This is a genomic window from Psychrobacter sp. H26, assembly GCF_059073035.1.
In genome coordinates this window covers 2,547,288-2,567,537 of sequence record NZ_JCACRW010000001.1, presented here as the reverse complement: position 1 = coordinate 2,567,537, position 20,250 = coordinate 2,547,288, and the positions used below count along the sequence as shown (strand labels likewise).

Here is a 20,250-nt window from a genome sequence, read left to right as displayed (position 1 = left end):
ATAAACAACTGGCTGCATTGCCAATCACAATATCTCAATTACGACATCAAATCAGCTTGTACAATTTCGATCCAGTAGCCATCGACATCTTTGATAAAGGCAATGTTTTTCATACTGCCATTTTCTGGACGTTTCTTGAATTCGACATCGTTTTTATCAAACCAAGCAACCGCCTCTTCTAAATTCGGTACGCTAAAACAAATATGACCAAAGCCTTGCGGGTCTTGATTGCCATCATGGTAGCTAAAGTCTGGCTTTGTCTCAGTGCCATAGTTATGGGTTAGCTCTAAAATACCACGCTGACGGAACGCAAAAATTTCTAAATCATCACCAGATGGTAGGTTTTCACGCTCGCTCTCCGTCAATTTTGCTAAGAAATACAAATCAAACCCCATATCAGGGAACTTTTTGACCGCAAGCAGTGTCATACCCAGAACGCCCGTATAGAACTCTAGTGATTTGGCAGGGTCTTTGACACGTAGCATCGTATGGTTAAAGGTAAACCCTGTCGTTTGCGCGGAGATTGATTGAACGCCATCAGTACTAACGCTGCTGGCTGGCTGGTTTATAATTGAGTCATTATTATTAGAGGGAGTAGACATAATTATCCTAATGTAATTCAATAATAGATTTATGGTTGCGCGAGACTCGGCTGCCATGACTCGCGCATCCCTCTCATCATAATAAAAAATAGCAAAATAAGTGATAGGGTTTTGTAAGAGTATGAACAAAGTATGTTCATATTTAAGCAAATATTAGCTGTCTAAGAATTTGACCTTCCCTGTTGCCAAATCATACTCAGCCCCAACGACGAGCAGCTTACCACTATTGGTCAGGTCCTCTAATGCACGTGATCCATGCTTTAGCTGACTGACGGACATACGTACGTTGGCACGGATAGAGCGATCGACCAGCTCATCTGCATCGACAGATTGACCATTGGCAGTCGCCAATTCATGCAAGTTATAGACACTTGGACGAATGCGATCAACGATAGACTGTAAGTTAGGCGAGTAATTCTGTTCAGGATTGATCAAAGTCTCAACGCAAGCGGTAACCGCACCGCACTGGGAGTGTCCAAGCACAACCACCAACTGTGTACCAAAAGCCTCTGCTGCAAACTCGATTGAGCCTATCTGTGAGGGCGCCACCACATTGCCCGCAACACGTATGACAAACAAGTCTCCCAAGCCTTGATCAAAGACAATCTCAACAGGTACTCGTGCATCCGAGCAGCCCAAAATAATGGCCAATGGATTCTGGTCTTTGACCAATTCTGGGCGGCGCTGCATATATTCATCGGTACTGGTAAGGCTATCGACGTAGCGTGCGTTACCTTCTTTTAACAGCTCAAGCGCTTCTTGACCGGTTGTTGGACGTGTATCGTTAGGCATGAGAGATCCTTTATTATCAATAATATGAGAGTTATGAGTGGCTTTACATATATATTCAAACATGGGTATACGCACAACTGCCAGCTTATCACGTGCATGATGTTTGTCAGCCATACTGTGATTGTATAGGAATAACAGCCAAAAAATGATAAAAAACTTTGTTTAAATGTCATTATATAGAGCACATATCACTGGAAACATCGCCGTGTTTATCGCTGTCATAGCGGTAAGGCTCGCATCACTGATAACGAACTTGCACTGATTTGCATCAAGGGTTTGCTATAATGTGCAGGAATCAGGCAACAATCAAACAGTAATCAAATCGTGCTTACGCTCCTGCCAGTTTTTTGATGACAGCGAGCGACCTCGATGGCCACGCCAGCTACTATATCGGATGCTTAGGAACAGATATTATGACCGACCCATCTCAAAACACGCACACTACTTCTGCGTCTCTTCATGATGACAAGACACTACTGAAAATAACGGGTCTCAAAAAAACCTACGATCAAACCGAAGTGCTAAAAGACATCAACCTTGATATTAAGCATGGTGAGTTTCTGACGCTGCTGGGCCCATCAGGATGTGGCAAAACCACATTGCTACGCTTGATTGCTGGTTTTGAGCAACCAAATGCAGGCGCAATACACTTGGATGGCGTACAAATGGCAGGCTTGCCTGCTGATAAGCGTCCGGTCAATACGGTTTTTCAGCAGTACGCATTGTTTCCACACATGAGCGTCGCGCAAAATGTCGCGTATGGACTGACACTAAAAAAAGTACCGAAAGATGAAATTAAAACGCGGGTGAATGAGATGTTGGCCATGGTGCAGTTGGAGCATTTAGCCAACCGCAAACCGCAGGATTTGTCTGGTGGACAGCAGCAACGCGTGGCAATCGCGCGCGCGGTGATCAATCGACCTAAGCTACTCTTGCTCGATGAGCCACTATCCGCGCTCGATCACAAACTGCGGTTGCAAATGCAGTCTGAGCTAAAGCGCTTGCAGCGCGAGCTGGGCATTACCTTTGTGTTTGTGACCCATGATCAAGAAGAAGCGTTGTCGATGTCAGATCGTATCGCAGTGATGAAAGATGGCACGTTCCAACAAATCGGTACGCCTATCGAGATTTATGAAACCCCCGCCAATTTGTTTACCGCCAAATTCATTGGTGAGACCAATCTATTTAGAGCCGAAGTCAAAGGTGTCTATCCAGACCAGCCAGATCGCAATGGCAACGTGACCAATGGGCGCATTGAGGTCGAAGTCTGTGAAGCACAGGCACAAGAGGGACCAACCACGCGGCGTAATCTGCGTCGACCCAATTTTGCTAATGATGTGCAAGTGGGCGACATTGTCAATTTATTACTACGCCCTGAAGATCTGCGTATCTATGATCCAAAAGACAGTGAACATAACGGACTAGTAGGCCGCGTCATCGAAAGTAACTATAAAGGCAGTACCTTAGATTCTATTATTGAATTGGCCAATGGTCATATCATCAAGGCCTCTGAATTCTTTGATGAAGATGACCCAAGCTTTGATTATAAACTGAACGAAGGCGTAAAAGTCTCATGGGTCGATGGCTGGGAGTGGGTATTGCCAGATGATACTGACCATGTACATAATTCGACTGCACACAAGGATGGTAGCTGATGGCACGCAATCACCTAAGCAGCAAAAGTCCATTTCGTACGGTCACGCTCTGGCTGATTTGGGGCTGGTTACTTATTTTTGCACTACTACCAAATATATTGGTAATCGCGGTCAGCTTTTTGACCCGAGACAGTAGCGATTTTATTAGTTTGCCTATCAGTATCGACAGCTATGTGCGCATGGTTGATCCGTTATATTTTGAGGTATTTGTCCATTCATTATGGATGGCAGGTATCACAACGGTGATCTGCTTGCTACTGGGCTACCCTTTTGCGTGGCTAGTATCTAGGGTGAAAGTACGATGGCAACCGCTACTTATGCTGCTATTGATACTGCCATTTTGGACCAACTCTTTGGTACGAACCTATGCGCTCAAACTGCTCTTTGCTAATAATGGCTTGATTAATAAGTCGCTGCTCGCCATCGGTGTGATCGATACCCCTATCGATATTTTATATACACAAGGCGCGGTGATTGCAGGCCTCACGTACTTGTTATTCCCCTTTATGGTATTGCCGTTATATGCGGTGTTTACCGATTTGCGCAATGATATGCTGCTGGCCTCACAAGATTTGGGCGCTACGAAAACGCAAACCTTTTGGCACGTGGTGCTGCCTTTAACGACACCGGGCATCATCTCTGGCGTACTGCTCGTGCTCTTGCCGGCGATGGGTATGTTTTATGTGGCAGATATTTTGGGCGGTTCACGTAACTTACTGGTCGGTAATATCATCAAAAACCAGTTTTTGGACGCCCGCGACTGGCCCTTTGGTGCGGCGGCGAGCGTGCTATTGACGCTTGCGATGGCAGTACTACTGCTGGCTTACCGTGCTAGTAGCCGCCGTATTGGCAAAACTGATTTTAATGAGGTGGCCTAATGTCTTATAGCTCACCAAACAAAACAACTCGTAAGCTGAAAATCGGCAGTATCGCTGCCAAAGGCTATCTCGGACTTATTTATACCTTGTTATATCTACCTATCATTGTCTTGGTAGTGATGTCATTTAATAAGTCAAAAATCGGTTATAACTGGGGCGGTTTTAGCTTAAAGTGGTACGAGTCGCTATTTAACAACCAAGCGATGCTCGATGCGTTTTGGCATTCTATTGTACTAGGACTGGTGGCCGCTACCGTCTCAACCTTGATAGGCACGCTCACCGCACTGGCGCTACACCGTTATAATTTTCGTGGTAAAGGCTTGCTAAATGGGCTGCTATTTGTGCTGATGATGTCGCCTGAGATTGTATTGGCTATCTCGTTATTAGCACTGTTCTTACTGATTGGTTTGCAATTGGGCTTTGTCTCACTGCTATTGGCTCATATTACCTTTTGCCTACCCTTTGTCGTCATTACTGTCTTTGCGCGTTTGAACAGCTTAGATGAGCGCTTGATGGAAGCGGCACGTGACTTGGGTGCCAGTGAATCGACGATGGTGCGCACGGTACTGATTCCTGTGATTTTGCCAGCGGTTATGGCGGGTTGGTTGCTGGCTTTTACCTTATCGCTCGATGATGTGGTGGTATCGACTTTTGTCACAGGGCCAAGCTATGAGATTTTACCGCTACGTATTTATTCTATGGTACGTGTAGGACTCAAGCCAGAGGTCAATGCGATAGGGACATTATTGTTGGTTGCTTCACTAGTATTGGTGGTTATCTCACAGCTGTTATTACGTAAGCGCTAAATGTTGATTGCTTATTAATTGCTCATTAACTACTCATTACTGATGGACTATGAGTGAAAGTCAGCGCTATATTGACTATAATGAATTTTTCTCACGGTAGCGGTTGGGTAATATCATGCTTGAGTTGCGTCATCTTAATACATTAACCGCGCTGCGTGCGCATGGTTCACTTGCGGCAGCAGCAGACGAGCTGCACGTCACCGCCTCTGCCGTTTCGCATCAATTAAAAGAGCTTGAGAACTATTACGATATCAGCTTGGTCAATCGCCGAACTCGTCCGCTTAGCTTTACTCCAGCGGGTAAGGCGGTTTTATCATTAGCAGACAATATCCTGCCACAAGTAACCCGCACCAAATCCAACCTCAAACGCTTAGCACACGGCCAAGCAGGTCGGTTGCGACTGGCATCAGAGTGTCACAGTTGTTTTGATTGGCTCATGCCGATACTCAATCACTATCGCCGTGAGTGGTCGGATGTCGAGCTCGACTTTGCCACAGGGTTTGAGCCTGAGCCGCATCATCTCTTGATGGAAGGTGATATTGACCTGCTCATTACCACCAGTGATTTGCCGCTCGACGGTATCAGCTATCAGCCACTATTTGAGTATGAGAGCCGTTTGGTGCTGTCACCAACACATGATTTGGCAGCGCAAGATTTTATCGAGCCAGATGACTTGACCAACGAGACGCTTATTGCCTATCCCGTAGAAGCAAAACGCCTCGATATCATTGCCAACTTTATGACACCAGCACAAGTAAGCTTTGAGAATGTCCGTACGACAGAGCTGACCGCGATGCTGATTCAGTTGGTTGCAAGCGAGCGCGGCGTAGCGGCACTACCCGACTGGGTGGTGACTGAATATGAGAAAAAAGGCTGGGTCGTCTCACGACCATTAGGTGATGGCGTACATTGTCAGTTGTATGCGGCGACACGTACTTCTAGTCAAGATATTGCTTATATGCAGGGCTTTGCCAATTTATTGGAAGGGATCGTAAAGCCAGTTTAATATTTCACTGTTTATTACATTTTTTGGTTATGAAATACTGTTCGCTTTCTTACGTTATGATAGGCGTTAGGGAAAATGATGGTTCCCTAGTGAGGACTTGAATCTTAGGCTGTAGGTCAATAATATCGGTATATTGCGTTGTTTAGTTAGTCGCAGTGTACTTCGTTGTATACATGCAATGAGCCTTCGATAATAGATAACATCATCTTTGTTCATCATAAGTATTGTTACGGGTACAAAAAGGATTTTAGGGATATATTTGCAAGCATCTCACTGTTTAAACAGACCAGTTAATATTAGAGCGGTAGAAAAGCCCAGCAAACATAAGTTTCTCATCCTTAATTCCTGACTCTATAGAGCTTTCAATTAACTTTTCATCAACATTATCACTTTCGTGAACTCTACTAATTAGGGTTCGAACTCTATTTTCAGTATCAAAATAGATAGCTAAGATATTTTGCTTGTTCTCAATAAAAATATCTGGGAATGTATTAGTTGATATCATATTTTTTATACTACCCATAATATCTATTAACTCCCAAGTATACTCCGGATATTGTATCCAGACCTCGCAACAGTCAATCAGCATAGGATAGCCCTGCTCATAACTAATATCCTGAACATGCTTAAAATCAAAGTCAGACATATACGATTCGTCAAGCTCATTAAAGCTCTCGGTAGACAATAAGAATTTCATTAACTCTTCTTTAAACATAATTTAGTCTCTAAACTCATTTCCAGAGTAGTATATCCAATCCATGAGTCATTATTATATGTTCAGTGCGCTATACAGGCATCGAGCTGTATGATTAAAATTTCCCAAGTTAATTCCTACGAGATTAACGGTAGGGTCAGATGTAAGGACAGTTATAATGAAACATATCAAACACTTTGTAAATTCTTATGGAGAGCATACTTGGTATTTTACGTACTACTATGATGAAGTAGTACCTGAGATACTTAAAAGTAGGAAAGATTTAAGCCCGATTTTATCAAATGATTTAAATGGAATAGATAATAGAGAGAAGACGTTTAATAAAGGCATAGTCAAGTCGATTTATTATGATTTAGAACACGATAAAATATCGTTGAAGATCGAGCAAAGATATGGCAAAGATTTAATAGAAATCATCTATTCTGATATTATAAATGTTGATATTAATTGTCAAATATTACCAATGACTATAATGGCACATGAAGTAGACGTAACGCCTGATAATAATACTATACATTCACTATTTTTATTAGGTGATACAGAAATAGTTTTTGAATGCAAAACAATAGAATTGAAGACTATGCCTCTTGAAAAAGTCACAAGTTAAGCTCGAAATTAACTGCACTGTCTAATTGATTACGTCTAAATCAAAGCATGTATTTTGGGTTCAACTCATCAGAATATATAGCAAGAAACTTTGACTATCCCCCAACGGAACCAACTATCTCACTCCTCAAATCTATTAACAGACCATTTAAAACAGACTGTATTTCGGTGACTACTTAAATCAGACCACCGATCAAGCAGGTAATATAGATAAAAGCTCAAAGTACGACCTTAAAGAAATAAAAACCAATTGCGGTTGCCAATAATGTCAGTCCGACATGCAAACCGATGAGCGCTAAGCCTGCCAGCAGCCGCCCGTCATGAATAAAGCCAAACACTTCTGCACTAAACGTACTAAAAGTAGTCAATCCGCCCAAGAACCCAGTAATCACAAACACGCGCACATGCTCAGATAAGTTGCTGCCCATGCGCTCAAACCATACTAGCGCAAGCCCAATTAATAGTCCGCCCAAAATATTGGCGCCCAGCGTACCGAGTGGTATCCAACCATGCAGGGCGTTGAAGCGCGATAGCCATGCTCGCAGACAAGCACCGAACGCTGCTCCCAAACCGATAGCAAGCCACTGCATAGAATGTCCTTAATTCATGTAAACGTGTTGGGCTAAATACTCAACTATACAGATGGCAACTCTGTCATCGGCCAGCGCGGAATACAGCTAACCGCTAGGTCATCTGCTTGACCAGCTTGCAAGCGCTCAAACCCTGCATAAGCAATCATCGCACCATTGTCAGTACATAGCGCAGGCGGTGCATAGTGGACCGTCGCGTTTATCTTAGCCAGCTCAGCTTCTAGCATCTCACGCAAATGGGTATTTGCACTGACACCGCCTGCAATGACCAGACGGCTCATATCTGCTTGCTTAAGGGCCTTAACGCATTTTTTTACCAGTGTATCGACTACCGCATGCTGAAAACTAGCGGCGATATCGGCACGGACTTGTGGATCACTATCAGTACTATTGCCTGAACCACCAGACAGTGGTGTGTCTTTAATCAAATTATGTACCGCTGTTTTCATACCGCTAAATGAAAAGTCTAGACCTCGATGGAGCATCGGTCTTGGCAGTGCATAAGCATCAAGATCGCCAGTTTCTGCCAGCTTGGCAATATTAGGACCACCCGGATAAGGTAGACCCAGCATCTTGGCAGCTTTGTCAAAGCACTCACCTGCTGCATCATCGATCGACTCACCCAAGATCTCATACTGCCCCACACCATGAGCGGCAATAAGTAAGGTATGACCACCAGATACCAGTAGGGAGACAAATGGAAAAGCGGGCGGATTGGCACCCATAAGCGGCGCAAGTAAATGCCCTTCCATATGATGAATACCTATCGCGGGAATATCCAAACCATACGCCAAGCTACGCCCAAACAACGCACCCGTCATTAGAGCACCGATCAACCCTGGCCCTTTGGTATAGGCAATCGCATCGATATCGCTTTTATTCATATTGCACTGCTCAAGCAGCTCGTTGAGCAATGGCACCAGTTTACGAATATGATCGCGACTGGCAAGCTCAGGTACAACGCCGCCATAGAGCGCATGCAGCTCAATCTGTGAGTACAGCACCTGACCAACCAACCCTTGGTTCTCGCTGTTGATCTGCTCGCTATCAAAAATCGCTAGCCCCGTCTCATCACAAGAGGTCTCTAAACCCAATACCTTCATACTTTTGCCTTTATGCTTTTATTTTCGGACTACTTTTCGTCGCGTCTTTGTCTTATACCGCTTTGGTTTTATATCACTCTAAAACTGTCAATAGTAAATAAGATAAGTGACACACAGCCAGTCGAACGTCTGAGAGTGATATGAATAAAAATGGGCATAAAAAAACCGCCATTGTCAGTCACAATGACGGTCATTTTAACAAATTTCAATAGCTGATATATGCTATATCTACCGTATCAGCTTACTGACGCGAGCATATAATCAACAGCCGCTTTGACTTGTTCCTCAGTCACACCATCTACCGCTTGAGCCGGCATTTTGTTAAAACCTTTGACCGAGTGCATATATAGCACCTCTTTATCTTTGGTCAAACGAGCCGTCCAAGCTGCTTTATCGCCATATTTTGGCGCATTAAGTAACCCAGCAGTATGACAAACCTTGCAATTTGATTCATACAGCGCGCTACCAGAATTTGCAGTCAGAACTTCTTGCTCAGCAGTGACATCAGTTTCTGCCATTGTTGTTTGTTCTGCAGGATCGATATCGTCAGTGATATCAGTGACTGCTGCATCGGCTGCCACTGTTGCTTCAGTAGCGTCAGACTCTACTGGTGCTGTCGCCGTCTCATTGTCACTACTACAAGCGCTTAATGCCAGTAATACGCTTATACTAATTGCAGACAAGCTCAGCGTATTTATATGCTGCTGTATCTCAATCATGACCTGACCTTTCAATTGGCTTATTCAGCAGGTGTGGCTGCTGCGTCTTCCGTTGCCATATCAGCACTTTCATCAGTGGGTGCCGCTTCGGTATAAGTGCCATCTGTAGTCGCCGCTTCTGCCATATCAGCGTCAGCCATTCCCGCTTCGGCAGTCGCTGTCCCATCAGCGTCTGTCGTGGCTGCATCAGTCGCTGGCATTGGTGCCGTCTCTGGGAACTCCATCTCTTGAGCAGGTGGTCCATTTTTGATTGCAAGCTCAGCAGCTTCATCAACGCGATCGATTGCTAGTACTTCTTCGTGCTCTTCGCCGCCACTACAAGCGCTTACGCCTGCACCTAACGCTAGAATAAACGCCATGCTCAATGCTGTCTTTTTCATGCCAAATCCTCAATAAAATACACATAAAACGGTTTATATGCTGACTATAATATGGAAATTATCATAGCATAAACTCCTACTAAACCGTTATAGACCGTAAGGACTTTTTATTTCTAGAGAGTTCTCATGTATGAGCATGATAAATTAAAGCAGCGGATCTTATAGACTGACTTATATAAAGAACATATATGAAATTATAAATAGCTTATAAGCAATAAATCGTTAAAATCATTGACTTTGTTGGTATTTTTTATTAAAATACTTGCCCTCACACTTATGCGTGAGAATTGTCCTAGTTTGAGCTGATGCCAGTAATCTTGAGATATTACGGCTAAATACTAACACACAGCCAAACTAATGCCCTTATATCTCATCCTAATCGAGGAGTCTTCATGCCTGCAGTTAAGGTTAAAGAAAACGAACCAGTTGATATCGCTATCCGTCGTTTCAAACGTTCTTGTGAAAAAGCTGGTGTATTATCAGACGTACGTAAGCGTGAGTTTTATGAAAAACCAACGCAAGTACGTAAGCGCAAAAAAGCTGCTGCCGTAAAGCGTTATAAGAAGAAGTTACAACGCGAAACTATTCGTACCACTCGTATGTACTAATCAATAATCTGATTAGTTAAGTACAAGCGCTACACTAACGCCACTGTTATCCATCGATATCAGTGGCGTTTTTTATGCTACAATTTTTGTTATTACTGCTGACGCCACTTTTTATCAAAGCCCGCTATCAGCAGGTTTTACCCCAAAATTTAATTAAACACTATCTAATAAACAGCAGTTAACAAATCAATAAGGATAATAGCAGTGAGCCAACTTAAACAGACTTTGTCAGACAGTATCAAAACTTCTATGAAAGCGCGTGAGCTTGAGCGCGTTAAAGTACTACGCAACGTACAGTCAGTGGTTAAACAGATCGAGATCGATCGTCAGACAGAGCTCGATGACGCACAAGTACTAGAGGTACTACAAAAGCAGCTAAAACAACGTCAAGAATCGCTCACTATTTTTACAGAAAATGGCCGTGATGATTTAGCGGCAAAAGAGCAGTTTGAGATTGATCTTATCAATGAGTTTATGCCGCAGCAAATGAGTCATGATGAGATCATGGTGTTGGTCAATGCCGAAATCAAAGAGCAAGGTGCCACCTCTATGCGCGATATGGGTAACGTAATGGGTGTATTAAAGAATAAAACCGCTGGCCGTGCTGATCCTGCCCTAATCTCTAAAATGGTCAAAGAGACGTTACAAGGCTAAAGCTTTGCTTGCACTGTGAGCATTGATAAGTATGATACGTAACATCATACAAAAATAATTCGACAAAACTGAAACCGCCTAAGGCTCAAAGTCTTTGGCGGTTTTTATTGCTTTGATCTCTGCGTTGATAGTGGCCAGTAACGGACGCACACTATTGGCTTGCGCTGTGGTTTGCAAATTCTCAGTCAACTGCTTGGCTTGCGTCAGTGAGGTGAGCGCACTCTCATAACGTCCATTCCACAACTGATCATAACTGCGATAGCGCAATGCATTAATGGTCGCGATGTTTGCCAGTGTCGGAGACGTTGTGGTTTTAGCAAGCTTTTCATTAGCCAGCTGTAGGCTTTGCCACGCATAACGATCGCTTGGTTGCTGCGTTGTAAGTGGTTTTAGCAATGCCTGTGCTTGTGTCGGTTTATTACTGTTGGTGAGCGCTTCTGCCAAATAAAGACGCAGGTCACGGCGCTCAGGATAGAGCCGCTGCTGACTCTCTAAAATATCTACCGCTTGCTGCCATTTGCCTTGCTCACTGAGTAGCTCACTATGGGCAATTGATAGTAAAGGCTCTAGTTTTTGGCGCTGAAGCACAGGGAGTTTATCTATCTCAGCCAATACCTTATTAGCCTCTTGAAAGCGCTGCTGCTCGCCATACCACCTCATCAATGCCAGCTTGGCTCCCAGACTGTTTTTGGCAGCGGTTGTGAGCGTCACTTCAGAGGCATGCTTGCCGGTACTTTGTACACGCCAATAGAGCAGATCAAACAATGCCTGATGGCGCTGCTGCTGACTCAGTGACAACGTAGGATACTGCCCAGCACGGCTCTGCGACTCACTTAAGCGTTCACCACTGAGCGGATGCGAGCGCACAAAGCTGGGCAAGAACCGATTTTCAACCTGATTGAGCTGGCTTTGCTGATTCATCGTGGCAAAAAACCGCGGCATCGCTCGAGGGTCATAGCCCGCTTGGGTCATAATTTGCATCCCTACTCGATCGGCCTCGCGCTCGTTGTTTCGACTAAACGCCATACTGCTATTCATAGATACCGTCTGGCTACCCGCCATGACAGCCGCAGCGGCATCGCCATCGACGGCTGATGCAGCGATCGCAGCCAACATACCCCCTATTTGCATCAGCAACGCTTTTTTGCGCTCGTCTGCGCCGTGCTCATAGTGACGTTGACTGATGTGCGCCACTTCATGGGCTATGACACTTGCCAGCTCATCCATACTATTAGCAGCCAATATCGTCCCTGTGTTGATACCTATGACCCCACCAGGTGCCGCAAAAGCATTGATACTAGGGTTATCAAGAATTACCAAACCAAGCGGTGCTTGCTGACGTGCTTGGGCGTTCAGTCGCCACGTCATGTCTTTTACCGTTTCTTGTACCCATGGATCGTGCTCCATTTTGACACGGCCATTAATATTCTGTAGCGACCATTCACCAAGCATTTTGTTTTGATACTGCTCAGAAAAGCTTAGTCCCTGCCCGCGCAAATTGGGTAGTTCTAATGCTCGTGAGTCTATTGTTTGCCCCGCATACTCTCCAAATGACAGCATTTGGGTGTCATTACTATGAGCACCTGTCGACGTCGCTAGTAAAGCCACTGACAGGCTCAATCTCATGACGTGTCTGGTAGTCAACTTGGTCTTTGAGCGTTTATATTTTTTGTCGAGTCGCGACGATTTGCTATCAATGTAGTGCAAGCGTATTTCCTATCGTATTTTTTATAGCGTCTTTTCGACTATACGAGCTTGTTCCTATCAGGTCAATTCTACTATTCATTTGACTACCAATAACTTAGCGACCCGTCACTATTGTGCAACATGATTGTGTGATTCTAGAGAACCGAATATGACGTTGACTATATTCAAATACAACTATACATCGGCTATTTGGTATAATGGAACGCAACAGTGAACTCTCATTCATGATTTGTATATTTGAGAGAGCCATTTTGAAAGCGCACTGTCAGCTCATCTGTTAATGAAAAAATAATAATATTCACAAGGTTTGTTCTATGTCCGCTGATAGCCAATCACTCATCACGCAAGGATCATACGCTATTTGCTTATCAACGGATTTGTCCGATGCCGTACAACAAGAAATGACTCGTCTATTAGATTTATTGCCAGCCAGTCATAGTATCGCAGATCATTCTAAAAGCGATGTGGATAGTGCTCTACCTTTGTTAGATATCAGAAACTTTGTTGATGGTCGCGGTCTTGCATGCCCGATGCCTTTATTGAAAACTAAAGTTGCACTACGTAATGTGGCGATCGGTGAGTCACTATATATCGTCGCAACGGATCCCAACTCACAAGCTGATATCACAGCGTTTTGCCGACAAAGCCAGCAAGTACAATCATCTGATGACCTGAAACTGATGGTCAATGACGTTACGGATTTGACAGGTGATAGCACATCATTACAGCGTTTCGCTACAATATATCACTTCATCATTACCAAAACTGATAGCAACTAAACGCTGCTGTCCTTTACAATTATAACTATAGAGATTTTTATCTGACTGTTTGCTTAACTATTTAACCAAGGTCAAGAATATGGCTACTACTACTTCTGATGCTGCAAATGCGAATAAAAAAGACGGCTCAGCTCCTATAAAAAACGATGCGCGCGATGCTGCACTAAAAGCAGCTGCACAGCGTCCTCCTTATGATGCCAGTACGTTAGGTGATATGAATACACGTGATTTGGTGCCTGCGATGCCAACGCATTTGTCAGCGCCAGGTGTGAATTTGGGTGCTTATATCAATACTGTGCATCAAATTCCTATCTTGACCCCTGTCCAAGAACAAGAACTCGCCCATCGCTATTATGATGAAGGTGATGTCGAGGCAGCGCGTCTACTGGTGATGTCGCATCTGCGTTTTGTGATTCATATTGCGCGCAGCTATTCAGGTTATGGCTTACCACAAGCTGATTTGATCCAAGAAGGCAACTTAGGACTGATGAAAGCGGTCAAACGTTTTGATCCTAATAAAGGCGTGCGTCTGGTTTCTTTTGCGGTACATTGGATCAAAGCTGAGATTCATGAATTTGTGATCCGCAACTGGCGTATTGTAAAAGTCGCGACGACCAAAGCCCATCGTAAATTGTTCTTTAATTTACGTAGCCTAAAAAAGACCAACAACCAGCTGACACTAGAAGAAGCAGACGCAATCGCTAATGACTTAAATGTCACACGTAAGCAGGTGCTAGAGATGGAGTCACGTCTTACCTCTTACGATGCTTCATTTGAAGCGCAGTCAAGTGATGATGATGACGGTCGCTATGCACCGCAGCTGTTTTTGGAAGATGGTATCGATCCTGCTGAACAGCTAGAAGAAGAAGACTGGGAAGAAAACAACTCGTCAGCGCTAATCGCTGCTATGGGTACATTGGATGACCGTTCACGTGATATCGTTGAGCAGCGCTGGCTCTCTGAGCAAAAATCCACGCTCCATGAGCTGGCAGCGGTCTACTCTATCTCAGCTGAGCGCGTGCGTCAGATTGAGAAAAATGCGATGGACAAAATCCGCGATGCCATGACTATCGATAGTGTTATCTTACCAGATGATATTCAATAGTCTTATGATCATAAGAGTTGTGTCATGTTGAATTGGATTGGTATTGCGGCGATCAATATGGCCGTTGCTGTTGCTTTGGGTGCATTCGGTGCTCATGGCTTAAAAGACATAGCCAGCCAGCAACAGCTCGAATGGTGGCATACGGCTACGCTATATTTGTTTGTACATGCGCTTGGACTACTGTTTGTTGGCCTGCTGATACGATTGAGGTATATCACTCAGGCAACGGCTTGGTTACTACAGAGTGGTGTTATCATCTTTGCTGGTAGCCTATATGCTATGACCCTTGGTGCGCCACTTTGGTTTGGCGCGATCACGCCTATTGGCGGAATACTTATGATAGCTGGCTGGTTATGGCTTGCAGTCTCTGCGTTTCGATCCAACGATGTCGCGCGTTAATCTAGGGTTCGTCTTCAGTTCGTCGTCTATACAATAGATTTTGCCGATACTATGAGCAACTATCCAGACAGTCGCTCGTCAATCGCAAAGATAGAACGATACAAAAGGAATCTTAAATCATTAGGGAGCATTTAATATGAGCACCATTACTGTTAATGGTAGAAGTCTACAAACCACTCATCAGACTGTACAACTGGTCGTCAACGAACTTGGGCTTAGTCAAGGGCGTTATGCCGTCGAAGTTGACGGTGATTTGATACCAAAAAGTGAACTTGCCCAACTACACATCGTAGAAGGAATGAATATCGAAGTAGTGCAAGCTGTTGGCGGTGGTTAGAAAGTTTTTGTACTATGGTTTACTGTCATCCCTCGTCAACTCTAAAACTCTGATATCAGTACTAAAAAAGACCCCAACGTATCAAACGTTTGAGGTCTTTTTTCTTTGTTAAATCACTAGTTGTTGATTTTTCATTAAGTTGCTATTTAACTGGCTCGCTACTTAATGGAGCAGCTGTTTATCGTACTTCTTATTTTATTTTCCTAATTTATTATATTTTAGTCTTACGAAACTGTAGCAGGACTATTCGCTACTCAACTAACCCTACTTATTAGTAGACTAGGCAGCTGGTACTGCTTCAGCTGGACTGATGTCTTGATAACGTCCATCTCGTCCGGCACCCTGAGTCTTTTTGCGCTCTTGACGGGTTTTATACTTGCGTACTTGTCTATCAAGTTTGTCTGCCATCTCGTTAATGGCTTTATACATATCATCTTCTAATGCTTGGACGAACATTTCTTGACCTGAGACGCGCATAATTGCTTCAGCTTTATGGCTCTTTTTACCACCATCACTTGCGCCGCTATTGTCTAGCGATAATATCACCTTAATACTCTGTATCTGATCAAAGTGTCGCTCTACTTTTTCAAGCTTTTCGCGAACTGCTGTGTCCATAGCTTCGGTAACACTGATATGGTGACCACTGATAGAAACATTCATATTATTGTCCTTTTAGTTGTAACTTACATTCAACAGATGAAGTCGCATTCCTGCTCTTTTCACCTTGCCTTACCAATTACTATACTAGTGTCTCTAGTAAAATGTCGACGTATCCTTTTATCGTCTCCTTTATTAGTTACAAGTAAATACTATGCTTCGACACTTATATTTTGTTGTTGGTATGACTCTAATTTGTCATGAAAATCAGATAGTAGCAAGACATTAAATTGTAATTAAGTGTAACAATACCTGTTGTTTCTATCATGTTTCTATATAATCAAAAAATTTTATTTTTAAACTATGGTCAATTAAATAATCTAACGCTACTATTAAAGGTTGCGTACCACTTATATCGTCTTCTACTGCCCTAAAACTTTATATTCAAATAAGAGCTAAATTCATGATGATAATGACGTCTATCCGACCTGCTCTCATTTTTACTGCTCTAATAATCTCGTTCACCATGACTGGCTGCAGTGATAACCAATCGTCTACTAGTGATGAGAAACCTGCTATGAAAGAAATCGAGCAAGTAAATGAAAAACTCAATATTGCTTGGTCTGAAATGGTAAGCGAAAATCGAAATAGAATGGCGTTAGTCCCTGAGTTACTAGCTGTTGTCAAAAAGCCTTATGATGAGGAGCAAAGCGCATTTAAACAACTGCAAGAGGCACGAGCAGAAGTAGGTAAATTGCAATTGAGTGTAGAGACATTTAATGACACTCAAGAATTGGTAAAATATCAACAGGCACAAACCAACCTGAGTAGTTCGTTAGCAACTGTTATAGAAATCTCAAATCGATATCCTGCTCTTAGTTCTGATGCTGTGTTTCAAGATTTGTTGGCAACTATAGACGCTCAAGAACAGAAGATAGCTTTAGCGCGTACACTCTACGAACAACGAAAAGTCGAATATAGGTCTTTATTTGTACATTATCAACGCTTACAAGATGTAGCAGGTAATATTCCCAAAATCATACGGAACCATACTCATAATGATGAGTCGACCTTCACTCAAGTCACCGCTAAAAAATCAACTTTAGATCGCTTCGATATTAACTTAGAACCACCTGCAAGCTTGGAAAAAGCAGAACCTTATCTAAATGCTCAAACAGAGATGGGTATTGCTTTGTCTAGACTGATGGAGCTCTCACAGCATTACACCGAACTACAATCTAATGCAGAGTTTATGAGGCTACAATCAACATTAGAAGAAATCGATGATCGAATGATAGCGGCACGCAATATTTACGAGGAAGAAGCCAAAAAGCTATAGGACTTGATGACTTGGCTAGCTTGTAAGACTCAGAAAACTAAATAAGCTTAACTGAGTCTTTGGGGATTTTTTTAATATTTTTGCTTACGCTGAGTAGACGAACCTATATTCATTGCCTCGCGATATTTGGCGACGGTTCTTCTGGCAATATCAATACCGTCGGCTAGCAGCTCATCTTTGAGTCGACTGTCTGATAGTGGTTTTTTGGGGTCCTCGTTGGCGATAAGCTTTTTGATCATAGCACTGATAGCCGTTGATGAAATGTCTCCATCGGTACTACTCACATGCGACGAAAAGAAATGCTTTAGCGAAAACAGCCCTTGCGGTGTCAAGATGGTCTTGCTTGTTGTAAGGCGTGAAACGGTAGACTCATGTAGGTCCACCTCTTCTGCAATAACCTTTAAGATAAGAGGCTGCATGGCAGTTGCACCATGCTGCAAGAACTCTTGTTGATAGCGTACGATGCTGGTCGCTACTTTTAGCAGGTTTTGGTTACGCTCCTCGATACTGCGTATAAATAATCGCGCATCGGTCAGGTTTTCACGTAGATATTGATTGTCAGGACTGTCATCACCGCGTTTGACTAGATTGGCGTATTCTTGGTTGACTCGTAGCTTGGGTAGCGTGTCAGGATTTAGGCGTACATGCCAGCCATCTTCTAACGCTTCAGAGTTGGTGGTCGCTTTACGGCTTCTTATAGGAGTAACCAGCACATCTGGAATGTCATAACTATCAGACTGCTGGGTATAGTCCGGCTGACTAATCTGAAATAGTAATCCTGGTGAAGGATTTAAAGTACGTAGCAAAGTTATGGCAGGCGTGATCTTTTCAGGTGCAAGTCCCGTCAGTTCAGTAAGTGCTTTGATATTATTACTCACCAAGTGCTCGCCTGCGGTGAGTAGTGCTTTTGCTTCTGTAAGATGTTCGGTGCGCGCATCTAGCTTGGACAGCTGAATAGCTAAGCATTCACTTAAGTGACGCGCCCCAACGCCAATAGGATCGCAAGACTGGATAATATGTAATACCGCCATGACTTCATCGTGTTCGACCCGTTCATCCCACTGATAGAAGTTTGCCATGGTATCGAAGCTTTGTAATAACTCATCGACATCTATCCGAATAAACCCCATGTCATCCATAGAATCCATCAGATACTCTGCAATCAGCGTATCCACTTCTGATAAGCGCTTAAAGTTAAGCTGCCAGCGTACGTGATCTTGAATAGTAGAGGAGGTACCGCCTTGATAGCTGTCAAAGTCTTCGTCGCTTCTACTACTGCCTGAGCCTGTTTGGGCAGAGGCATAGTTATCTCTATCAAAGCTACTGTCGCTATCCATCGCACCGTCATCGATACTCGGTTGCTGCAACTTATCTAAGCTATCAGTGGCATCGTCACTGCTATACTCTGTATTGCTCTCAGACCCTGTCTTTGATGAGTCACTACCTTGATTCCAACTATCAAGTGTTAGGGGCTCGCTTAACTCGTCTACCCCATTGTCATGGCTACTCTCGTACTCTTCGTCATCTTCAATACGTTCAAGCAGCGGATTACTATCCAGCTTGGCCTGAACCTCTTGTGCGAGTTCAAGACTAGAGAGCTGCAACAGTTTGATAGCCTGCTGCATTTGCGGCGTTAGTTTTTGTGAGTTACTCAGCGTGGTCGCCAATCCGAACGACATACTCATGGGCGGCTTATTAAACTCCAGTCTTGGTGATTTTATATTTATTGTGCCAATCGAGGCTGTGTCATAACCTTATTAGGACACGACGATAGCATTTTTTGCCACAATTTTGCTATGATAATTTATATTCTACTCAGATACGTCTGAAATATTTTTTATATAAACTTATCATTTTGGCATCAATAGCCAATCAATAATTATGAATGATCTGTTCAACAGCATCCAATATTTATAATAAATAAAATGCAATGAGCGACCATTAAAACTCAGCAGTTACGGAGAACACCGTTATGAATGACACAATAAACAACCCTCAATTTAGCATAGCTGCTATCCAAATGAACAGTCAGCAGAGTATCGAGAGTAATTTAGCAGATATCCAATCTGCCATCATAGATGCTAAGTCCCAAGGCGCTGAGCTCGTTGTTATACCTGAGAACTGCTGTAGTATGGGGCAGCAATTTGCGACTGCAGAACGTTTTGACGCGCTTTCAGCGACGATGGCTGATTATGCTCGCACTCATGGTATTTACCTACTTGCAGGCTCATTGCCTTGTCCTTATCGTCCTGATGGTGCTGTAGTCCCTGACGGTAGATTGCGTCAAGTCAGTCAGTTATTTGCACCGGACGGTACGCGGGTAGCACGCTACGACAAAATACATTTATTTACTGCAACTGTCGCTGATAAGCAAGGCAGCTATAACGAAGCAGCAACGTTTGAGCCAGGCACTCAGACGATAGTCGCTCCCTTGGAGTCAGGCAGTTCTGTCTATCAGCTGGGCATGATGGTGTGCTTTGATTTGCGCTTTCCTGCATTGGCGCAGCGTTTGCGCCAAGCAGGTGCCGACATACTGAGTGCACCGTCTGCTTTTACCTATTTGACTGGGCAAGCGCATTGGTCGCTGCTGCTACAGGCACGCGCTCTAGACAGTCAATGTATGGTGATCGGTGCCGCACAAGGCGGTGACCATAGGTACAAAGATGGCAATACTCGCCAGACATGGGGACATACCGCCATTACTGCGTTTGATGGAAGTGTCATCACGAGCCATGACAGTGGTGAGCTGACTTCCTCTACCGCATCTGAAACAAATAAAGGCTATGCTGTCGTCATGGCCTCGCTCGACAAGCAAGCTCAAATACAAGGGCGACAAAAGCTACCAATCTTTGATTGTCATCGTTTAGCATAAA

At 43.7% G+C, this 20,250-nt stretch carries 23 protein-coding genes; 13 read left to right on the top strand and 10 right to left on the bottom strand.

The window, feature by feature from the left end; translation table 11 throughout:
- Window positions 1-38: 38 nt before the first annotated feature.
- Entirely contained in the window at window positions 39-602 is a 564-nt protein-coding gene (gene gloA, locus AC5JPT_RS10690; RefSeq protein ID WP_493858075.1) for a lactoylglutathione lyase, read from the bottom strand.
- Between the two features lie 153 nt (window positions 603-755).
- A complete protein-coding gene (locus AC5JPT_RS10685; protein ID WP_319051178.1) occupies window positions 756-1,394 on the bottom strand; it encodes a carbonic anhydrase in 639 nt (212 codons plus the stop codon).
- A gap of 413 nt (window positions 1,395-1,807) precedes the next feature.
- Here AC5JPT_RS10685 and potA point away from each other — a divergent pair, with 413 nt between their 5' ends.
- From potA to AC5JPT_RS10665, 4 genes are all read left to right on the top strand, one after another.
- Window positions 1,808-3,049, top strand: a complete 1,242-nt coding sequence (gene potA, locus AC5JPT_RS10680) for a spermidine/putrescine ABC transporter ATP-binding protein PotA (RefSeq protein ID WP_493858074.1) — start codon at window positions 1,808-1,810, stop codon at window positions 3,047-3,049.
- On the top strand, window positions 3,049-3,927 hold the full coding sequence (potB, locus tag AC5JPT_RS10675; protein ID WP_493858073.1) for a spermidine/putrescine ABC transporter permease PotB: 879 nt from the start codon (window positions 3,049-3,051) through the stop codon (window positions 3,925-3,927). The genes potA and potB overlap by 1 nt, the downstream gene beginning before the upstream one ends.
- Entirely contained in the window at window positions 3,927-4,733 is an 807-nt protein-coding gene (gene potC, locus AC5JPT_RS10670; protein ID WP_493858072.1) for a spermidine/putrescine ABC transporter permease PotC, read from the top strand. The genes potB and potC overlap by 1 nt, the downstream gene beginning before the upstream one ends.
- Window positions 4,734-4,848: 115 nt before the next feature.
- The gene (locus tag AC5JPT_RS10665; protein ID WP_493858071.1) at window positions 4,849-5,739 is read left to right on the top strand and encodes a LysR family transcriptional regulator; all 891 of its coding nucleotides are present in this window, start codon (window positions 4,849-4,851) and stop codon (window positions 5,737-5,739) included.
- Between the two features lie 277 nt (window positions 5,740-6,016).
- On the opposite strand, the gene AC5JPT_RS10660 is transcribed toward AC5JPT_RS10665, so the two are convergent.
- Complete coding sequence (locus AC5JPT_RS10660; RefSeq protein ID WP_493858070.1) at window positions 6,017-6,454, bottom strand: hypothetical protein; 438 nt, start codon at window positions 6,452-6,454, stop codon at window positions 6,017-6,019.
- Window positions 6,455-6,611: 157 nt separating this feature from the next.
- Here AC5JPT_RS10660 and AC5JPT_RS10655 point away from each other — a divergent pair, with 157 nt between their 5' ends.
- A complete protein-coding gene (locus AC5JPT_RS10655) occupies window positions 6,612-7,061 on the top strand; it encodes a hypothetical protein (protein WP_493858069.1) in 450 nt (149 codons plus the stop codon).
- A 217-nt stretch (window positions 7,062-7,278) separates the two neighbouring features.
- Here the strand turns inward: AC5JPT_RS10655 and crcB are convergent, their stop codons facing one another.
- From crcB to AC5JPT_RS10635, 4 genes are all read right to left on the bottom strand, one after another.
- The gene (crcB, locus tag AC5JPT_RS10650) at window positions 7,279-7,650 is read right to left on the bottom strand and encodes a fluoride efflux transporter CrcB (RefSeq protein WP_493858068.1); all 372 of its coding nucleotides are present in this window, start codon (window positions 7,648-7,650) and stop codon (window positions 7,279-7,281) included.
- Between the two features lie 44 nt (window positions 7,651-7,694).
- Complete coding sequence (gene tsaD / locus AC5JPT_RS10645; RefSeq protein WP_493858067.1) at window positions 7,695-8,753, bottom strand: tRNA (adenosine(37)-N6)-threonylcarbamoyltransferase complex transferase subunit TsaD; 1,059 nt, start codon at window positions 8,751-8,753, stop codon at window positions 7,695-7,697.
- Between the two features lie 236 nt (window positions 8,754-8,989).
- Window positions 8,990-9,472, bottom strand: a complete 483-nt coding sequence (locus AC5JPT_RS10640) for a c-type cytochrome (protein WP_493858066.1) — start codon at window positions 9,470-9,472, stop codon at window positions 8,990-8,992.
- Between the two features lie 20 nt (window positions 9,473-9,492).
- Window positions 9,493-9,852, bottom strand: a complete 360-nt coding sequence (locus AC5JPT_RS10635; RefSeq protein WP_493858065.1) for a hypothetical protein — start codon at window positions 9,850-9,852, stop codon at window positions 9,493-9,495.
- A gap of 392 nt (window positions 9,853-10,244) precedes the next feature.
- Here AC5JPT_RS10635 and rpsU point away from each other — a divergent pair, with 392 nt between their 5' ends.
- Together rpsU and AC5JPT_RS10625 are read left to right on the top strand one after the other, a co-directional pair.
- Complete coding sequence (gene rpsU, locus AC5JPT_RS10630; protein WP_110921885.1) at window positions 10,245-10,460, top strand: 30S ribosomal protein S21; 216 nt, start codon at window positions 10,245-10,247, stop codon at window positions 10,458-10,460.
- A gap of 204 nt (window positions 10,461-10,664) precedes the next feature.
- Window positions 10,665-11,114 carry a GatB/YqeY domain-containing protein gene (locus AC5JPT_RS10625; RefSeq protein WP_493858064.1) on the top strand — a complete coding sequence of 150 codons (450 nt, stop codon included), beginning with the start codon at window positions 10,665-10,667 and terminating at the stop codon, window positions 11,112-11,114.
- Between the two features lie 78 nt (window positions 11,115-11,192).
- Here AC5JPT_RS10625 and AC5JPT_RS10620 read toward each other — a convergent pair whose 3' ends face one another.
- Window positions 11,193-12,758 (bottom strand): M48 family metalloprotease, encoded by a 1,566-nt coding sequence (locus AC5JPT_RS10620; protein ID WP_493858063.1) that lies wholly within the window; start codon window positions 12,756-12,758, stop codon window positions 11,193-11,195.
- Between the two features lie 377 nt (window positions 12,759-13,135).
- Here AC5JPT_RS10620 and AC5JPT_RS10615 point away from each other — a divergent pair, with 377 nt between their 5' ends.
- The 4 genes from AC5JPT_RS10615 to thiS all read left to right on the top strand — a co-directional run bounded on the left by AC5JPT_RS10615 (window position 13,136) and on the right by thiS (window position 15,441).
- Window positions 13,136-13,600, top strand: coding sequence for a sulfurtransferase TusA family protein (locus AC5JPT_RS10615; RefSeq protein WP_493858062.1), 465 nt, complete (start codon window positions 13,136-13,138; stop codon window positions 13,598-13,600).
- A gap of 214 nt (window positions 13,601-13,814) precedes the next feature.
- Window positions 13,815-14,705 carry an RNA polymerase sigma factor RpoH gene (rpoH, locus tag AC5JPT_RS10610; RefSeq protein WP_319051242.1) on the top strand — a complete coding sequence of 297 codons (891 nt, stop codon included), beginning with the start codon at window positions 13,815-13,817 and terminating at the stop codon, window positions 14,703-14,705.
- A 24-nt stretch (window positions 14,706-14,729) separates the two neighbouring features.
- The gene (locus AC5JPT_RS10605) at window positions 14,730-15,104 is read left to right on the top strand and encodes a DUF423 domain-containing protein (protein ID WP_493858061.1); all 375 of its coding nucleotides are present in this window, start codon (window positions 14,730-14,732) and stop codon (window positions 15,102-15,104) included.
- 136 nt (window positions 15,105-15,240) lie between these two features.
- Complete coding sequence (gene thiS / locus AC5JPT_RS10600; RefSeq protein WP_319051194.1) at window positions 15,241-15,441, top strand: sulfur carrier protein ThiS; 201 nt, start codon at window positions 15,241-15,243, stop codon at window positions 15,439-15,441.
- 279 nt (window positions 15,442-15,720) lie between these two features.
- Here thiS and hpf read toward each other — a convergent pair whose 3' ends face one another.
- The gene (gene hpf / locus AC5JPT_RS10595; RefSeq protein ID WP_319051195.1) at window positions 15,721-16,101 is read right to left on the bottom strand and encodes a ribosome hibernation-promoting factor, HPF/YfiA family; all 381 of its coding nucleotides are present in this window, start codon (window positions 16,099-16,101) and stop codon (window positions 15,721-15,723) included.
- Between the two features lie 514 nt (window positions 16,102-16,615).
- Here hpf and AC5JPT_RS10590 point away from each other — a divergent pair.
- Window positions 16,616-17,377 carry a LemA family protein gene (locus AC5JPT_RS10590; RefSeq protein WP_493858060.1) on the top strand — a complete coding sequence of 254 codons (762 nt, stop codon included), beginning with the start codon at window positions 16,616-16,618 and terminating at the stop codon, window positions 17,375-17,377.
- A gap of 71 nt (window positions 17,378-17,448) precedes the next feature.
- On the opposite strand, the gene AC5JPT_RS10585 is transcribed toward AC5JPT_RS10590, so the two are convergent.
- On the bottom strand, window positions 17,449-19,062 hold the full coding sequence (locus AC5JPT_RS10585; protein ID WP_493858059.1) for an RNA polymerase factor sigma-54: 1,614 nt from the start codon (window positions 19,060-19,062) through the stop codon (window positions 17,449-17,451).
- 287 nt (window positions 19,063-19,349) lie between these two features.
- Between AC5JPT_RS10585 and AC5JPT_RS10580 the strand changes: the two genes are divergently transcribed.
- Window positions 19,350-20,249 (top strand): nitrilase-related carbon-nitrogen hydrolase, encoded by a 900-nt coding sequence (locus AC5JPT_RS10580; protein WP_493858058.1) that lies wholly within the window; start codon window positions 19,350-19,352, stop codon window positions 20,247-20,249.
- Window position 20,250 lies beyond the last annotated feature (1 nt).

What these genes read in the sequence shown, in the direction of transcription:
- potC (WP_493858072.1), top strand. Translation starts at nt 3,927, where the DNA reads ATGTCTTATAGCTCACCAAACAAAACAACTCGTAAGCTGAAAATCGGC.
- AC5JPT_RS10640 (WP_493858066.1), bottom strand. Translation starts at nt 9,472, where the DNA reads ATGATTGAGATACAGCAGCATATAAATACGCTGAGCTTGTCTGCAATT.
- AC5JPT_RS10665 (WP_493858071.1), top strand. Translation starts at nt 4,849, where the DNA reads ATGCTTGAGTTGCGTCATCTTAATACATTAACCGCGCTGCGTGCGCAT.
- AC5JPT_RS10635 (WP_493858065.1), bottom strand. Translation starts at nt 9,852, where the DNA reads ATGAAAAAGACAGCATTGAGCATGGCGTTTATTCTAGCGTTAGGTGCA.
- potB (WP_493858073.1), top strand. Translation starts at nt 3,049, where the DNA reads ATGGCACGCAATCACCTAAGCAGCAAAAGTCCATTTCGTACGGTCACG.
- AC5JPT_RS10615 (WP_493858062.1), top strand. Translation starts at nt 13,136, where the DNA reads ATGTCCGCTGATAGCCAATCACTCATCACGCAAGGATCATACGCTATT.
- hpf (WP_319051195.1), bottom strand. Translation starts at nt 16,101, where the DNA reads ATGAATGTTTCTATCAGTGGTCACCATATCAGTGTTACCGAAGCTATG.
- potA (WP_493858074.1), top strand. Translation starts at nt 1,808, where the DNA reads ATGACCGACCCATCTCAAAACACGCACACTACTTCTGCGTCTCTTCAT.
- crcB (WP_493858068.1), bottom strand. Translation starts at nt 7,650, where the DNA reads ATGCAGTGGCTTGCTATCGGTTTGGGAGCAGCGTTCGGTGCTTGTCTG.
- rpsU (WP_110921885.1), top strand. Translation starts at nt 10,245, where the DNA reads ATGCCTGCAGTTAAGGTTAAAGAAAACGAACCAGTTGATATCGCTATC.
- gloA (WP_493858075.1), bottom strand. Translation starts at nt 602, where the DNA reads ATGTCTACTCCCTCTAATAATAATGACTCAATTATAAACCAGCCAGCC.
- tsaD (WP_493858067.1), bottom strand. Translation starts at nt 8,753, where the DNA reads ATGAAGGTATTGGGTTTAGAGACCTCTTGTGATGAGACGGGGCTAGCG.
- AC5JPT_RS10590 (WP_493858060.1), top strand. Translation starts at nt 16,616, where the DNA reads ATGAAAGAAATCGAGCAAGTAAATGAAAAACTCAATATTGCTTGGTCT.
- AC5JPT_RS10685 (WP_319051178.1), bottom strand. Translation starts at nt 1,394, where the DNA reads ATGCCTAACGATACACGTCCAACAACCGGTCAAGAAGCGCTTGAGCTG.
- rpoH (WP_319051242.1), top strand. Translation starts at nt 13,815, where the DNA reads ATGAATACACGTGATTTGGTGCCTGCGATGCCAACGCATTTGTCAGCG.
- AC5JPT_RS10605 (WP_493858061.1), top strand. Translation starts at nt 14,730, where the DNA reads ATGTTGAATTGGATTGGTATTGCGGCGATCAATATGGCCGTTGCTGTT.
- AC5JPT_RS10655 (WP_493858069.1), top strand. Translation starts at nt 6,612, where the DNA reads ATGAAACATATCAAACACTTTGTAAATTCTTATGGAGAGCATACTTGG.
- AC5JPT_RS10585 (WP_493858059.1), bottom strand. Translation starts at nt 19,062, where the DNA reads ATGAGTATGTCGTTCGGATTGGCGACCACGCTGAGTAACTCACAAAAA.
- AC5JPT_RS10580 (WP_493858058.1), top strand. Translation starts at nt 19,350, where the DNA reads ATGAATGACACAATAAACAACCCTCAATTTAGCATAGCTGCTATCCAA.
- thiS (WP_319051194.1), top strand. Translation starts at nt 15,241, where the DNA reads ATGAGCACCATTACTGTTAATGGTAGAAGTCTACAAACCACTCATCAG.
- AC5JPT_RS10660 (WP_493858070.1), bottom strand. Translation starts at nt 6,454, where the DNA reads ATGTTTAAAGAAGAGTTAATGAAATTCTTATTGTCTACCGAGAGCTTT.